Raw genomic sequence first — 12969 nt, forward strand, 5'->3', positions numbered from 1 at the left:
GGCTCACCCCCCGTCGACCGCCCCCTCGGGCTCGTCGGCAAACGCCGCGCGCAGCCCCTTCGCAAGGTCGGTCAGCATGCTGCGCACCTCGTGCCCCGACGTTCCGGCGTCGATCTCGGCGAGCCGGGCCGCGCTGGTCAGGTACCCGCCGATGGCCTGCGAGTGGTGCCGCTCGTCCTGCGCCGGCGGGTGATCGCTGATCACCTCGACCGTGTCGCCGGTCGGCAGCAGCTCGACCCGCACGTACTCGGTCGCCTCGACCCGGTCGAGGTTCGCCGCGGCCCGCCGGTACAGACGGGCCGTCAGGTCACGGCGGAGCGCGGCGAGGTCTTCCTGCCGCGCCGCGGTCGCCGACGCCACCCGTGCGCCGCCGGTGAACGGCAGGCCCAGATCAGCTGCGATCTTCGACACGGTCGAGCTGCTCCGGCCGATCGCGGCGGCGATCTGGTTCCGGCTCCGGCCCGCCGCATGCAGGCGGCGGACCTCGTCGCGGTCATCGTCGCCGATGAGCTTGTTCAACGGGTTGCCACCTCCATCGCAGAAGTCGGGCCTTGTGGCCGCTGCTTGGTCCAGCATGGTGCGCATGGAGATAGCAAGGCTGGTTCTCGACTACCTGCGGGTGCTTCTGTGGCCTCTGGTGGTCTTGCTTGGGGTCTGGATCGTCAGGAGGCAGATTCCTGAGATAGCGTCACGCGTGACGCGGCTGGAGACACCTGTTGGCACGGTGGAACTAGAAGCGCGAAAGGTGAACGAGGCGGCTGAGGCAGTCGCTCAACAGTCACTAGTGGTGCCGGAGCCACTTCCTGAGCCGGCGCCGATTACTGCCGAGCAACTGCTGACAGAGGCAAGGGACTTGGTAGGACCCTCACCCGATGCGGCCGTGCTGATCGCGTGGCGAGCGGTAGACCAGCGATTCCAGCAGCTGATGCGTGAGATTCATGGCTCTGACGTGCGCTACGTGAACCCGCGCAAGGCACTAGATGACTTGGTGCCACTTGGAATGAGCGCTGACGCCGCAGCTCTCCTTCCCCAACTCGCGAGTGTCCGGGCGAAGGTGGCACACGAGGCGACCAGTCTCACGCCGGCGACAGCGTTGGGGTACATCGAATCCTGCGAGATCATTCTGCAGCAACTCAATGGCCTGGACCTTCCTGGCGACAGGACCGCATAGCTGCAACGCGAATCGGCCCGTCACCGGAGGAAGGTGATGGGCCGTAGGTCTGGAGGGAGTTCCGGGCACGCCGGAAGCACCTCCAACTATAGGTCACGAAGTGGTAACGAGACAACCCTCGGGGCCTGAGCCGTTCGTGTGAACTTTGGCTTGCTTTGGACGTCGCGCTGGTCACGCAGTGGGGCATGTTGGACATTTCTGGCATGGGAGAAGGTCTCTGTGCCGGCGCGAGGCGACGTTGGCGGTCGAGGGTCAACTATCCGATGTTGTACTGGCTCACAACCAAGGGGCCCCTCGTCTCCCTCGGTGTGTGTTTGGTCGTGCTCGGCGTCACGTGGAAGCTGACATCTTTCGTTCAAACGTTCGAGTCGGCTCTCGGCTTCGCCACACCGTTTGCGGCCTGTGGGTGGCGTGTCATCTTCCTCTGCGCCGCAGCGGTGATCGGCTGGGGGATCATTCCTGCTTTCATCGGCGCCGTGGCTGGAATCGCGGCCACTCAGAAGCTCTCCAATCTGTACAACCAGGACAAGGTGGATCTCTAGATGACCCGCCGACGAGCGATCATCCCCCTGCTTTCTGATCTTGAGAACCAAGGTGCGCAGCGCCAGAGAAAGATCGTGCAGCGCTTCCGCGCATGTCACCGCACCTTTGCTCGCGACCGGAGTCAAGATCACTTTGAAAAGCTCTTCCAGAACTTCCGCTGTAGTTCGCCAGTTCCGTCCCTGCCTAGGCCTGAGTGGGAAGCACTGAAGGCATCCCTTAAGTACATGCACAGAGTCCACAAGGCAGGCGGCAAGTGCTGCCTGTTTTGTCCCTAGGCGTAGGGGAAGATGCAACATAGCGTTTGGAGCGTGAGCAAAGTGAGGCGTGGCAAGAGGGGCGATCCGCCCACGCTGGCACAGACGACGCGTAGGCTTCTTGCGCGTTCGTTTCCCGGGGCATGTCCAGAACAGCTTGACCAGGCAGCAGCGCTGCTCGCGGACGACATCAGGCGTGGCTTCGAAGATGGTCCAGAGGAGCCTGAGCGGGACGACCTCACTGGTGAAGAACGAGACCGAGTGGCGAAGCTGAGGCACATTCTCGGAACAGAGCAGTCCTCGCCCGAGGTCGGGAAGTAGTCCGGCGCGACGTGGCGACTTCCCCGGCCGGCAGCCGGGCCCAAGCAATGCGCCTGGGCCCCGGTTGGTGGCCACTTTCGGCTCGCTCACGCCGCACGGCCTGCGGCGGGCGGGTTGTCGAGGTCCGCGAGCAGCGCGACGAGTTCGGCGCCTTGCCACGTGCGTCGCTTGTTCTCGTTGGTGTCGGTGGGGGCGGGGCAGGTCGGTCCGGTGGCGCAGGTGACCTGTGGGGTGTGGTCGGGGTCGGTGTGCAGGGTGAGCTCGCCCGCGCACCACGGGCACGGCCGGCCGATGGCGGTCGAGCGGGCGTCGAGCTGCAGGGCGGCGAGCAGGAAGCGCTCGCACTGCCCGGCCACCCGCACGGCCTCGTGCCGCAGGTGCTCAGGCAGCACGCCGAACAGAGCGGGCCCGCGGCTGTAGGCGCCGGCGTGCTGCTCCGGGTCGGTGTCCTCGTCGAGCAGCCGGCCCTCGACCCACACCGCGGCCCAGTGCAGGCCGTGCCGGCGGCTGCCCGGGTCGGTGAGGCTGCGGAAGGTCCAGCGGCGCGGGTCGTCGGCGTCGACCTCGTCGAGGGTGCGGCCGGCGGGCCGGCCCGGGGCGGCGGTGCGGCGGGCCCCGATGGGGCGCTGCACGGCGGCAGCGAGCGTGTCCGCCAGGTCGAACAGCAGCGTCTCGACGCGCACGGCGGCGTCGAGCGCGTCGAGGTTCGCCGGCGCGGGGTGCTGGCGCAGGGTGAGCGGCACCCGGTCGGCGACGAGCAGCTCGACCTCGTCGGCGGCCTGCCGGGCGAGGTGGGTGGACAGCTGGGCGGGTGGCCACTCCGGGGTGGGCGGGGTCTCGATGGCGACGAGCAGCGCGCCCCAGGAATTGCGCACGGTGCGCAGCTGCTCGACCGCTCGGCGGACGCGGGCGGAAGGGTGCACGGTTGCTCTCCAAAGTCCTTGTGCGGATGGTGAGTTGGTGGCCCGAGCGCCCCTCTGTCGAGGTACGGGGGCGCCCGGGCCGGTCTCAGGGGGCCGGAACCGATGTGGTGTTGGCGGTGTTCACCACCACGTCCGCCAGGTGTCGGCGGGTGACGGGGTCGAGGCGGGCGGCGGCGCGGGCGACGGTCCAGCCGTCGAGCAGCTGCGCGGCGAGCAGCTGCTCGTACTGCTGCGGGTCGGTCGGGACCTGCTCGGCGCGCACGCGGGCGAGCTCGGCCTCGACGGCGCGCCCGTGCTGCGCCCGCACCAGCGCCCGCCGTAGCGCCCGAAGTCGCTGGGCGGCAGTGCGCCTGAGCCGCATGTGTAGGTCGCTCCACTGCTCGCACCACCGGCGGTAGCGGTCCATGTCGCGGACGGCCTCGCGCAGCAGGTCGGCCTCGATGGGCAGCAGCGGGCCGCGCTCGGCCTGTGCGACCAGGAACAGCAGGGCCTCGACGTCCGGCCGGGTGCCGGGGGTGGGGGCGCTCACTGGGCGTCCCGCGGGTCGAGGACGTACTCGACGACGAGCGCGCCCGCGGCGTCGACCGTCACGGCGGCGTCGGCGGCCGGGCGGCTCGCGGCGCGCAGCTCGGCGCGCACGGTGTCGAGCGTCTCGGCCACGACGTGAAGGGGGGACGGTGCGGGCAGGACCCGCGCGGCGCGGGTCTCGTGCACGAGCACGCGAGGGGGGAGGGACACGGGGTGTGACCTTTCGGAAGGGTGGGCGCGGACACCCGCGCGCATGGGGGGCGCATCGACCGGTCGCGGCGTGGAAATCAACGAATTCCCTTACCGCGAGCGACAGTTCGGGCTCGCGGGTTGCCCCCGTCGCGGGGCACGGGAGGCTGCACCATGACGGCCGCGACGGCGTCGAGCTGGCGCTCGCGCTCGGCGGCCTGCCGGCGGTCGGCCTGCTCGGCGAGCCGCTCGGCCTCGACCTGCCGGGCGGTCTCAACGAGGGACTGCTCGGCGGCGCGGCGCCCCCGGAGGATCGCGGGCCCGTCGAGGCGCTGCAGCAGGCGCCACGCGCCCCCGCCGCGGTGTTCCTCGATCAGGACGACCGCGCCAGCGTCGGCGAGCTGCCGGGCGACGCGCAGGCAGCGGCGCCGGTCGGGCGAGCTGAACAGCACCGGCCGGGGGCCGGCCGGCCACGTCGCGGTGATCCGGTGGTCCCGCTGGTTGCCGGTGTCGCGGGGGCGGTTGCTGCGGCGGTAGGCGCTCATGCGGCACGCTCCGCACCCGCGGCGCGCTCGGCCGCCTCGATCCGGCACGGGTGGGCGGTGGTGCGCCGGTGCCAAGTTCCGGCGCGGTTGGTGCGCGAGTAGGTGCGCCGCCGGCAGGGTTCGCCCGCCCGCGCGCGGCACCACTCACACGCCACGGTGAGCGCGTCCGGCCGGCCCGCCGCGGCGGCGGCCTCCCGGGCGGCCCGCACCGGCCGGTACGGGGCGAGCGCGTCCGCAGCGGCCGGCGGCAGCATTCGACCGGCGAGCAGGCCGGCGACGCTCGGGTGCGGCCCGCCGGTCAACTGACGCGACGTCGACGGCGCGGTCTGCCCGGTGGCAACCGCGGTGCGCTGCGCCAAGATCGCGGCCCGGTAGCCGTCGACGTCGTCCGGGTCGATGGCCGGCGCCGGGTCGGTGTGCCGCTCCATCAGGGCGCGGCGGTGCGCGGCCCAGGGGCGGGCGACATCGACGGGAAGGATCGGGAACGGCGAGGTGGTGATGTGGGTTCGGGCGGTCGCCGCGGCATCCCACCCGCCCGGGGCGGTCGCGGGGACGTCACGCAACAGCTCACACCAGGTGGACAGTTGGCCGGCCGCTTCCGCGGGGTCGAGCTGGGCGGCGCGCGGGTCAAGGCGGCCCACGTAGGCGAGCAGCGCGGCGCACTCGTCGGGGGTCATGCGGTGCCCTCCTGGTTGCTGGTGGTGTTCATCTGGTCGAGGGCGGCCTGCAGGGCGGCGGCGTGCTGCTCGGCGCGGGTGGGGCCGCCGGTGGGCACGGCCTGCAGGCGGCGGCCGGCGGGAGGCTGCTCGGGCCTCTCCCTGGTGATCCACTGCTGCCAGTCGAGCCGCCACTGCTGCACGGTCCGAGCAGGTCCCGCACCCCGGTAGGTGCGCCACTTCGCGGTGGCGGCGTCCATGCCGTCGAGGCCGAGCCGCTGCAGGTTCCCGGACGCCGCGGCCCAGGCGAGCAGCGCGTCGTCGGGCTCCCAGTCGGCGGGCAGAGCGCAGAGAGAGCTCGTCGAGCGCAGCCCCCTACGGTCTGCACTCTCACTACTGCCCCCGCCACCCTCACCGGGTCGGGTCGGGTCGGGCCGGGACCACCCGGACGCCCCCGCCCCGTCCGGGCCGGACGCGGGCCCCTGGCCTGCGCTTTCGCCAGAATTCGGGGAGGAATCCGGGCCGGAATCGTCTCTGTCCGTGGCCGGATCGGCGCCGAACGGCGGTGGATCGGCCGGCTGTTCGCGGCGCGTCCGCTGCGTTTTGCGTCCGGTTCGCTTGCGGTCGGCTTCCCGCTGCCGGGTGCCCTCGACGCTCGCCCGGGACGGGTTGTAGCGCAGGAAGTCGTGCATCAGGAAGTCGCCCGCGGGCACGACCGGGCAGCGCGGGCAGGTGTGTTCGGCCGCGTGCCACAGGCCGGCCCGCACGAGCCGCGCGGCCTGTGGAGCCGTGCCGAACATGCCGGCGATCACGCCGGGGATACGGCCCTCGGTCAGGTGTTGGGCGGCGTAGGCGCCGCAGCGCAGCCACAGGCCCAACGCGGCGTTGCCCGCGGTGATCACCTTCGGGTGTGAGTAGGCGGTGTCGTCGATCTTGAACCACGTCACGGCTCGTCTGTCCTTAGTGGGGTGCTGGGTGGTTCGGGGTGGCCGGCGACGGTGGCGGGGGAGTGCCGGTCGCAGCGGGGGCCGCACGGGTACGGGCGGGCGGGTCGGCCGCACGGCATGCGGCCGGCGGCGCGCAGCGGGCTCACCCGTCGGTGCCGAGTCCGTCGAGCTGACCGGGCCCGGGGGCCGGCCGGTCCTCGACGACCGGCCGCGGCCGGCGGCGCCGCCGGCGAACCGGGACGGTGCGGGTCGGGTACGGGTGCGCGCTGCCGTCGATGGTGAGCTGCAGCGGCACCTCGACGACGTCCTCGACGGCGGTCGGGCTCCTCACGCGACCGCCCTCGACAACTCGCCGCCGGCCCGCCGCCGCCCGACACGGGCGATCAGGTCGAGGTACCACCGCGGTTCGCCGGCAGCCTGCGCCGCCCGCCACGCCCGCCGGACGTCCTCGACGTCCACGGCCGCGACCGCGGCGGCCAGGTGCAGCCCGCGCCCGGGTGCCTGCTGGTGGGTGTTCACGGCCGCACCTGCCGCTCGGCCGCCCGGCGCCCGGCCACGGTTTCGAGGGCCAGCTCGCCAAGCTGCTCGCCAAGGTCCAGCGCGCGGCGGTAGGTGAGATCAACGGCGAGCAGCTCGTCGAGGGCCGGCAGCAGGCCGGCCACCCCGGACCGGGCCCGGTGCAGGGAGGCCCGCAGCGAGCGGCGGATGCGCTCCCGGACAGCGTCCCGGGCGCCCCGGGCGTGGTCGACCACGTGATCGGGGGCGTCCGGGTCGGCCGCCCGGGATCGGGCGTGGCCGGCCGCCGCGGCGAGCTCGCGCAGCAGCGCCGCGACGTGCTGCTCGTCCTCGACGAACGCGACCGCGACCTCGTCGAGCAGCCGCTCGGCAGCGTCGGTGACGTCGAGCCGCACCGTGTGCCGGTCCGGGTGAAGGTGGGCCCGGATCACGAGCCACCCCCGACCACCGGCGAGCGCCGGCCGACGAACCGGGCGTAGACCCGGTGCTCGGCGGTCCGGCCGGTCTGCACGGTGCGGGCGACGGCCTGAAAGGCGCCCGCCGGCCCGTAGGCAGCCAGCTTTGCCGAGCGGATTGCCTGTGCAGCGGAGGACGCTCGGCTGATGCTGGTCGCACGCTGGACAACCGCCCACTCGCCCGGACGGTTCTGCAGTGCGCTGGCGATGCGGCCGTGCTTGGTCTCAGCAGGAGGCGGCGGGCCGAGGAACTCGACCGGTGCGGCGCTCATGCCGCGATCCGTTCGGTACGGGACCGGCGGGCCGATGCGGCGGGAGTCTGTTCGACGGCACGCTGCTCCGCCCGGGCTCGATGGATGTGCGGCGCGAGAATGCGGGCGATCAGGGACACCTGATCAGTGCTGGGATCAGGCCACGCCTGGGGCGGTGCGGACAGGTCGGCCGTAGTGGTGTTGGACATCGCTCCCCCTGCTGGTTCTGTTTCAGAACAGAGACAGGAGGAGCGGAGGAACCCACAGTTCAGCGCGTCGAACCTGTCTCTGTTTCGAGACAGGAGCAACGCTAGGTCGGCCGAGAGTGACCGTCAACGCATATCCCGGGTGGTGAAACGGGGTGCATGTGCGCTTCAATGAGCATGTTCGCGTAACGAGACAAGAACGGGGATGAGAAACAATGTGGGAGTCAACACCGTTCGCCGACCTGGTGCGCGACGCTGTCGCAGGCGAGGGCATGACGTACCGGCTGCTCGCCGAGAAGGCCATCGACCCGCAGACCCAACAGGCACTGACCCACAACACTCTGTGGAAGATCGCCCATGGTGAGGCGGTCAAAATCTCGCCCTGGATCGTCAGAGCGGTCGCCGCGGCGGTCGGCAAGAGCGAGCGCGAGGTGCAGCTCGCGGCGGCTGAGCAGTACATCGGCCTCGTCGCCGACGACCCGTTCGGGGCCAGTGACGAGCAGGCCGCCGTCGTGGTCGCGCACGTGCCCGGACTGCGCCGATCGGACATGCCGAAGGTCGAGGAACTGCTGCGTGGCTGGGCATCCGGTTCTGTATCCGGACAGTGACGAAGCGGTAGAGGAACAGGCGTGACCTGCGCTGTTCCCCGGGGGTACTGTGTGGCCCTCGATTCGTACACAGTTGCGAATCGAGGGCTGCGACCTGCCCGCAAGGAGGGGAACCTGCATGATCACCGTCACTCGCGTCCGACTCGACACCGGCGCGCCGGCCGTCGTCCGCGCCACCGCTGAGCACCTCGTGCTCGCGGTCGACGACCGCCACATCACGCCGACCGGCGCCGCCGCCATCGAAACGGCGCTGAACGGGCTTGCCGGCCAAGGCCCGGAGAGCGCATCGGACGGAGATAGCCGGTGAGATGTTCCTGGGTAGGCAACGGGCCGCACAGCAAACGCTGTGCGGCCCAACCTTTTCCCTAGCTCGCCGCAACCAGTCTCCGCGGGCGGACCGACACGTAGGGTGCTGCAGACTCCGGCTTGACCCCGCGACCGACGGGCTTGATCCGAACGTCGAGCAGGGTCTCTACGATGAGCCGCTGCTGCGGAAGGTCGATCTCCTCCCAGGCCGCTTCGATCTCCTCGCGCGTCGCGCCAGCTATCCCGCGAACCACCGACGGGACGCTCAGGCTCCGGACGGTCTTCTCAGCCTCCGCGATCTTGGGCAGGATGCCGGCCTCGATCGCCGCGAATGACTCAGCGCTGATCGCGCCGTTGATCGCGCTCTGCTTGAACGACTCCAACCGCGTAGTCAGAACCTTGATCTCGCCCTCAGCGTCGGCAACCTTGCCGGCCCGCTCGTCATCGTTCTTCACGTACGCCTCTATGAACCCAGGCGACGCGAGCCAGTCGAACAGTTCGTTTTTCACGTGGTCGTCGGCGAGCTCCATGTCGAAGCTGACGTGATACCCCTTCTTGCCGTCGACGCCAGGGGTCATGCAGTTCAGGCGCCGCTTCCTCGTACCCTGGCGCGTGGCGGTCTTCTTCGATCCGTTCACCCCGGAGAACAGGGGGGCGCTGCAGTCGTCGCACACCGCGTTGCCGGGCAGGAGGTACTTCGCGCGCCCGGGTCGGGTGTTGTACGTCTTTCCCTTGCGGCGCTTGTCGATCACGGCAAGGCACTGGGCGTGAGTCGACGGATCGGTGATCCGCGGCCAAGCCTCCGTGTTCGTGGCTACGCCGTGGTGGGTGCGGACGCCCAAGTAGCGCGGGTCGCTGGCGAATTGGGTGATCGTCGCGGGATACCAGCGCGCCATGATCAAAGGCACCTCACGCTCGTTGAAGTCCCGGGCAATCTCCTTGGCAATCTCCGTGGTCGGCAGCTCCGACTCGGCGAACCGCCGGACCACCTCGGCCCTGATCTCCGCGTGCTCGGGGTGCTCGCCAACCGGCATCCACGCGACCCGCTCAACCTGCTTCGACGACCAGAACTCGGTAGGCGGAGTCACCCCCCGGGCGTTCAGGTCACCGGCGATCGTGACGTAAGCCTGACCCGCCGCGACCCTCTCGCAGATCTCCTTGACGATCTCCGCCTTAGCAGGCTCAAGCTCCGTCCGGAGGTACGCGCCCGTCTTCTCGTCGTACACCCGCCGGTACCCGTACGGCGCCCGCCCCTGCGGCCGGCCGGCCAGGGCGTTCGACCGCAGCGCACGCATCACGTTGTCGCGCAGCTCGTCGACCTCGCGCTCGCCGACCAGCGCATCGAGGCCGGTCCGGAACCGGTCGTCCTTGTTCGACAGGTCGTAGACCTTGCCGCCGTAGCACCACAGCACCCCAGCGGCAGCACACGCATCACGAAGTCGGACGTAGACCGCAAGGTCTCGCTGCAGTCGCGTCGACGCCCACGCGAACACGATGTCGAGCCGCTTGTGCTCGATATCGTCGAGCAGCCGCTCGAAGTCGCCGCGCTCCCGGTTCGCCGCGTGACGCGAAGCCGAGACGCCGTCGTCGACGTACTCTCCCTGCTCCCCGATCTGGACGCCCAGCCGGTCAGCGTCCCCTCGTCCGGCAGTGAGCTGCTCCGCGACCGACCGCTTACGGCTGTTCTTCTTGCCGCGGTACTCGCTCTTGCGGGCGTACAGGCCACCCCGCAGTCCTGCGTACGGCCGGTGCGGGTCGCGCGTGCCCGCGAACGTCTCCAGGCTCATGCCAGCCCCCTTCGTGTCAGACGATTATGTCTAACTCGGGGATACCTTCTTCACCCAGTTCGTCGACCCCTCCTACGGCGCCCCCGTCATCTCCTTCGCCCTCCTCGGCGGCGTCCTGCAGGCCTTCTCCTTCCTCTACCTCTCCCTGCTGATCTTCACCGGCACCACGCTCGCCAACGCCTTCCGCCGCCGCAAGCGCCTCTCCGCCGGCCTCACCTCCTCCGTCGCCGTCCTCTTCGCCGGCTTCGCCGCCAAGCTCGCCGTCTCCTCCGCCTGACCTCCCGGCCCCGCCCGCACCCGCCTGGCCGCCGCGTACGGATCACCTCCGGAAACTGTGTAGACTGGCGCGCGTTGCCGATGCGACCCTTGCCCTCACGGGCCGGGTGACCGGCAGCGGTGCCGCCTTAGCTCAGTTGGCCAGAGCAACGCACTCGTAATGCGTAGGTCATGGGTTCGAATCCCATAGGCGGCTCAGAGAAGGCCCAGGTCGCGTGGTTCGCGGCTTGGGCCTTTTGCTTTCCCTGGCTTGCGGGGACGGTGCGGGGCGGGTCAGGTGTTGGCTGCGTCGAAGGCGGTGCGGGCGCGTTCGACTTCGGGCAGGTGTTCTTCGGACCAGTTGGTGAGGGCGGCGAACAGGGGGGCCAGGCTGAGGCCCAGTTCGCTGATCTCGTACTCGACCCGGGGCGGTACCTCCGGGTGGTAGGTGCGGACGACCAGGCCGTCGCGCTCCAGTTGGCGCAGGCGTTGGGTGAGGACCTTCGCGGTGATGGTGCCGACGTTCCGGTTCAGTTCGACGAAGCGCTGCCGACCGTAGTGGTGGAGGGTCCACAGGATCGGCGTCGTCCAGCGGCTGAACACGATGTCGAGCACCGGTGTGACCGGGCAGGCCTGTGCGGGGGCGTCGTCGGCGGTGCTGTCGTGCGGCGCGGGTGGGTGCTGCGTGGCCATGGGTCCGCCCTCTCGCGGGTCGCTTTCCTCCGGGTACCCACTTTATCCAGGATGGCGCCTGGCCGGGGACGGGTGACGGAGCTGTCGGGGCGGGGTGCGGGCGGGGCGGAGGGCGGGGTCGGTTTCCTGTAGGTACCTAATATCTTTGTGATGCTAGCGTCGTGGACGTAGCCGAAAGGGCTTCCGCAGAACGGGACTTGAGTCCCGCTGGATTGAGGAGCACGTTCATGATCGTCGTCACTGGTGCCACCGGGAACGTCGGCCGTCCGCTGGTCTCGCTGCTCGCCGGGGCGGGGGAGCGGGTCACCGCCGTCTCCCGCCGGGTGCCGTCCGAGGGCTTGCCGGAGGGGGTCGTCCACGCGGTCGCCGACCTTGCGGACTTCGCGAGCCTCGGCCCCGTGCTGAAGGGGGCGGACGCGCTGTTCCTGCTGCTGGGCGGGGAGCTCAACGGGCCCGGCGCCCCCGCGGCGGAGCTGTTCGACCTCGTTCGGGAGGCCGGTGTGCGGCGGGTCGTCCTGCTCTCCTCGCAGATCAACGGGACCAGGCCGGACGCGTCCTCGCACGCCCGGCTCCGCGAGTTCGAACGGGCGCTCCGGGAGAGCGGGCTGGAGCACACCGTGCTGCGGGCCGGGGGGTTCGCCTCCAACGCGTACGCCTGGGCGGAGGGCGTCCGGGCGCGGCGCACGGTGCACGCGCCGTTCGCGGACGTCGCCCTCCCGGTCGTCGACCCGGCGGACCTGGCGGCGGTCGCCGCGGCCGCGCTGCGCGAGGACGGGCACCACGGGCAGGTGTACGTCCTCACCGGGCCCGAGGGGATCACGCCCCGTCGGCAGGCGGCCGTGCTCGGTGAAGTCCTCGGCGAGACGGTCGAGTTCGTGGAGATCAGCCGCGAGCAGGCCCGCGCCCACCTGGCCCGCTTCATGCCCGAGGAGGTCATCGACGGCACCCTCGACATCCTCGGCACGCCGCTCCCCGAGGAGCAGCAGCCCGCCCCGGACGTCGAGCGCGTCCTCGGCCGCCCGGCCCGGAGCTTCGCGGACTGGGCGCGGGACGCGCGAGGGGCGTTCCGGTAGGCGGCGCCCAGGCGGGCGGGGGCTCAGGTGGGCGGCGCTCCGGCGGGCGGGGCGCCCGGTGGGCGGAGGCTGCCCGTGGCTCACCGCTCCGCGAGGTACTCCGCCCAGGTGCGGCTGCCGTACGCGTTCTGCGGTGCGGTGAGGGCGCCCGCGCGCAGGGCCCGGCCGGCGCGGCCGGGGAGGTGGACGGGCAGGACCCGGCGGTGGCGGCCGTCGGCGCGGAGCCAGTCGGCGGCGAGGTCGGTGGCGAGGCGGGTCTCGGGTCCGGCGAAGTCGGGGGCGTGGCCGACCGGGTCGCCGAGGGCGAGGCCGACCAGGCGGGCGGCGACCTCGGCCGGGTGGACGGGCTGGACGGGGGTGCGGGAGACCATGGGGAGGAGGGGGAGCTTGGCGAGCGGGCCGAGCATGCCGTCGAGGAGCTGGGGGAACTGGGTGGCGCGCAGGTTGCTCCAGCCGAGACCGGACGCGGCGAGGAGCTCCTCGCCCCGGAGCTTGATCCGGTAGTAGCGCATCGGGATCCGGTCGACGCCGACGATCGAGATGTTGACGAGGTGCCGGACGCCGGCCCGCCGGGCGGCGTCCAGCAGGTGGCGGAAGGCGGGCAGGTCGTTCCCCGGGTGGCGCGGGTCGCTCGCGCAGTGGATCACTGCGTCGATGCCGGTCAGCGCCTCGTCCAGGCCGGTGCCGGTGGTGAGGTCGCCGGTGTGCCAGCGGGTGGTGGCGGGGGCGGTGGGGATTGCGG

The 12969-nt window shown here is 71.3% G+C and carries 20 protein-coding genes, 1 tRNA gene and 1 pseudogene; 7 read left to right on the forward strand and 15 right to left on the reverse strand.

Annotated elements, in window-relative coordinates:
• Positions 1-3 precede the first annotated feature (3 nt).
• The gene (locus OO57_RS06865; RefSeq protein WP_033251384.1) at positions 4-519 is read right to left on the reverse strand and encodes a helix-turn-helix domain-containing protein; all 516 of its coding nucleotides are present in this window, start codon (positions 517-519) and stop codon (positions 4-6) included.
• A 64-nt stretch (positions 520-583) separates the two neighbouring features.
• Here OO57_RS06865 and OO57_RS06870 point away from each other — a divergent pair, with 64 nt between their 5' ends.
• Both OO57_RS06870 and OO57_RS06875 read left to right on the forward strand, forming a co-directional pair.
• Positions 584-1171 carry a hypothetical protein gene (locus tag OO57_RS06870; protein ID WP_158715040.1) on the forward strand — a complete coding sequence of 196 codons (588 nt, stop codon included), beginning with the start codon at positions 584-586 and terminating at the stop codon, positions 1169-1171.
• A gap of 155 nt (positions 1172-1326) precedes the next feature.
• Positions 1327-1713 (forward strand): hypothetical protein, encoded by a 387-nt coding sequence (locus OO57_RS06875; protein ID WP_158715041.1) that lies wholly within the window; start codon positions 1327-1329, stop codon positions 1711-1713.
• 662 nt (positions 1714-2375) lie between these two features.
• Here the strand turns inward: OO57_RS06875 and OO57_RS06880 are convergent.
• The 11 genes from OO57_RS06880 to OO57_RS43635 form a co-directional block, all read right to left on the reverse strand.
• Complete coding sequence (locus OO57_RS06880; protein WP_033251387.1) at positions 2376-3212, reverse strand: hypothetical protein; 837 nt, start codon at positions 3210-3212, stop codon at positions 2376-2378.
• 85 nt (positions 3213-3297) lie between these two features.
• Positions 3298-3741 (reverse strand): hypothetical protein, encoded by a 444-nt coding sequence (locus OO57_RS06885; RefSeq protein ID WP_033251388.1) that lies wholly within the window; start codon positions 3739-3741, stop codon positions 3298-3300.
• Positions 3738-3950 (reverse strand): hypothetical protein, encoded by a 213-nt coding sequence (locus OO57_RS06890; RefSeq protein WP_158715042.1) that lies wholly within the window; start codon positions 3948-3950, stop codon positions 3738-3740. Before OO57_RS06890 ends, OO57_RS06885 begins: the two co-directional genes overlap by 4 nt.
• Before the next feature lie 77 nt (positions 3951-4027).
• Complete coding sequence (locus tag OO57_RS06895) at positions 4028-4474, reverse strand: hypothetical protein (protein WP_033251390.1); 447 nt, start codon at positions 4472-4474, stop codon at positions 4028-4030.
• Positions 4471-5151 (reverse strand): hypothetical protein, encoded by a 681-nt coding sequence (locus tag OO57_RS06900; RefSeq protein ID WP_033251391.1) that lies wholly within the window; start codon positions 5149-5151, stop codon positions 4471-4473. The genes OO57_RS06895 and OO57_RS06900 overlap by 4 nt, the downstream gene beginning before the upstream one ends.
• Positions 5148-6077, reverse strand: a complete 930-nt coding sequence (locus OO57_RS39185; RefSeq protein WP_051776769.1) for a hypothetical protein — start codon at positions 6075-6077, stop codon at positions 5148-5150. The genes OO57_RS06900 and OO57_RS39185 overlap by 4 nt, the downstream gene beginning before the upstream one ends.
• 142 nt (positions 6078-6219) lie before the next feature.
• The gene (locus tag OO57_RS42275) at positions 6220-6408 is read right to left on the reverse strand and encodes a hypothetical protein (RefSeq protein ID WP_033251392.1); all 189 of its coding nucleotides are present in this window, start codon (positions 6406-6408) and stop codon (positions 6220-6222) included.
• Entirely contained in the window at positions 6405-6596 is a 192-nt protein-coding gene (locus OO57_RS06920) for a hypothetical protein (protein WP_033251393.1), read from the reverse strand. Before OO57_RS06920 ends, OO57_RS42275 begins: the two co-directional genes overlap by 4 nt.
• Positions 6593-7024 carry a hypothetical protein gene (locus OO57_RS06925; protein ID WP_033251394.1) on the reverse strand — a complete coding sequence of 144 codons (432 nt, stop codon included), beginning with the start codon at positions 7022-7024 and terminating at the stop codon, positions 6593-6595. Before OO57_RS06925 ends, OO57_RS06920 begins: the two co-directional genes overlap by 4 nt.
• The gene (locus OO57_RS06930) at positions 7021-7320 is read right to left on the reverse strand and encodes a hypothetical protein (RefSeq protein ID WP_033251395.1); all 300 of its coding nucleotides are present in this window, start codon (positions 7318-7320) and stop codon (positions 7021-7023) included. The genes OO57_RS06925 and OO57_RS06930 overlap by 4 nt, the downstream gene beginning before the upstream one ends.
• Complete coding sequence (locus OO57_RS43635) at positions 7317-7508, reverse strand: hypothetical protein (RefSeq protein WP_158715043.1); 192 nt, start codon at positions 7506-7508, stop codon at positions 7317-7319. The genes OO57_RS06930 and OO57_RS43635 overlap by 4 nt, the downstream gene beginning before the upstream one ends.
• 212 nt (positions 7509-7720) lie before the next feature.
• On the opposite strand from OO57_RS43635, the gene OO57_RS06935 reads away from it, so the two are divergent.
• Together OO57_RS06935 and OO57_RS06940 are read left to right on the forward strand one after the other, a co-directional pair.
• Positions 7721-8113: a hypothetical protein gene (locus OO57_RS06935; protein WP_033251396.1), complete on the forward strand. Its 393-nt coding sequence runs from the start codon at positions 7721-7723 to the stop codon at positions 8111-8113.
• A 118-nt stretch (positions 8114-8231) separates the two neighbouring features.
• Positions 8232-8420 carry a hypothetical protein gene (locus OO57_RS06940; RefSeq protein ID WP_033251397.1) on the forward strand — a complete coding sequence of 63 codons (189 nt, stop codon included), beginning with the start codon at positions 8232-8234 and terminating at the stop codon, positions 8418-8420.
• Between the two features lie 58 nt (positions 8421-8478).
• On the opposite strand, the gene OO57_RS38360 is transcribed toward OO57_RS06940, so the two are convergent.
• Entirely contained in the window at positions 8479-10206 is a 1728-nt protein-coding gene (locus OO57_RS38360) for a recombinase family protein (RefSeq protein ID WP_035789669.1), read from the reverse strand.
• Between the two features lie 43 nt (positions 10207-10249).
• On the opposite strand from OO57_RS38360, the pseudogene OO57_RS40750 reads away from it, so the two are divergent.
• A pseudogene (locus tag OO57_RS40750) lies at positions 10250-10483 on the forward strand (LysE family transporter); the annotation flags it as partial.
• Between the two features lie 121 nt (positions 10484-10604).
• Positions 10605-10678 (forward strand) — tRNA-Thr (locus OO57_RS06950).
• A 77-nt stretch (positions 10679-10755) separates the two neighbouring features.
• On the opposite strand, the gene OO57_RS06955 is transcribed toward OO57_RS06950, so the two are convergent.
• The gene (locus OO57_RS06955; protein WP_033251398.1) at positions 10756-11154 is read right to left on the reverse strand and encodes a winged helix-turn-helix transcriptional regulator; all 399 of its coding nucleotides are present in this window, start codon (positions 11152-11154) and stop codon (positions 10756-10758) included.
• Between the two features lie 227 nt (positions 11155-11381).
• On the opposite strand from OO57_RS06955, the gene OO57_RS06960 reads away from it, so the two are divergent.
• Positions 11382-12227, forward strand: coding sequence for an NAD(P)H-binding protein (locus OO57_RS06960; protein ID WP_033251399.1), 846 nt, complete (start codon positions 11382-11384; stop codon positions 12225-12227).
• Between the two features lie 80 nt (positions 12228-12307).
• Here the strand turns inward: OO57_RS06960 and OO57_RS06965 are convergent.
• Positions 12308-12969, reverse strand: a 662-nt coding sequence (locus OO57_RS06965; protein ID WP_033251400.1) for an SDR family oxidoreductase, incomplete at its 5' end; no start/stop codon positions are given.

The sequence above is a fragment of the Kitasatospora phosalacinea genome, assembly GCF_000717185.1.
Taxonomy (GTDB): Bacteria; Actinomycetota; Actinomycetes; order Streptomycetales; family Streptomycetaceae; genus Kitasatospora; species Kitasatospora phosalacinea_A.

What these genes read in the sequence shown, in the direction of transcription:
- OO57_RS06930 (WP_033251395.1), bottom strand. Translation starts at nt 7,320, where the DNA reads ATGAGCGCCGCACCGGTCGAGTTCCTCGGCCCGCCGCCTCCTGCTGAG.
- OO57_RS06960 (WP_033251399.1), top strand. Translation starts at nt 11,382, where the DNA reads ATGATCGTCGTCACTGGTGCCACCGGGAACGTCGGCCGTCCGCTGGTC.
- OO57_RS06895 (WP_033251390.1), bottom strand. Translation starts at nt 4,474, where the DNA reads ATGAGCGCCTACCGCCGCAGCAACCGCCCCCGCGACACCGGCAACCAG.
- OO57_RS06900 (WP_033251391.1), bottom strand. Translation starts at nt 5,151, where the DNA reads ATGACCCCCGACGAGTGCGCCGCGCTGCTCGCCTACGTGGGCCGCCTT.
- OO57_RS06955 (WP_033251398.1), bottom strand. Translation starts at nt 11,154, where the DNA reads ATGGCCACGCAGCACCCACCCGCGCCGCACGACAGCACCGCCGACGAC.
- OO57_RS43635 (WP_158715043.1), bottom strand. Translation starts at nt 7,508, where the DNA reads ATGTCCAACACCACTACGGCCGACCTGTCCGCACCGCCCCAGGCGTGG.
- OO57_RS06870 (WP_158715040.1), top strand. Translation starts at nt 584, where the DNA reads ATGGAGATAGCAAGGCTGGTTCTCGACTACCTGCGGGTGCTTCTGTGG.
- OO57_RS38360 (WP_035789669.1), bottom strand. Translation starts at nt 10,206, where the DNA reads ATGAGCCTGGAGACGTTCGCGGGCACGCGCGACCCGCACCGGCCGTAC.
- OO57_RS06940 (WP_033251397.1), top strand. Translation starts at nt 8,232, where the DNA reads ATGATCACCGTCACTCGCGTCCGACTCGACACCGGCGCGCCGGCCGTC.
- OO57_RS06935 (WP_033251396.1), top strand. Translation starts at nt 7,721, where the DNA reads ATGTGGGAGTCAACACCGTTCGCCGACCTGGTGCGCGACGCTGTCGCA.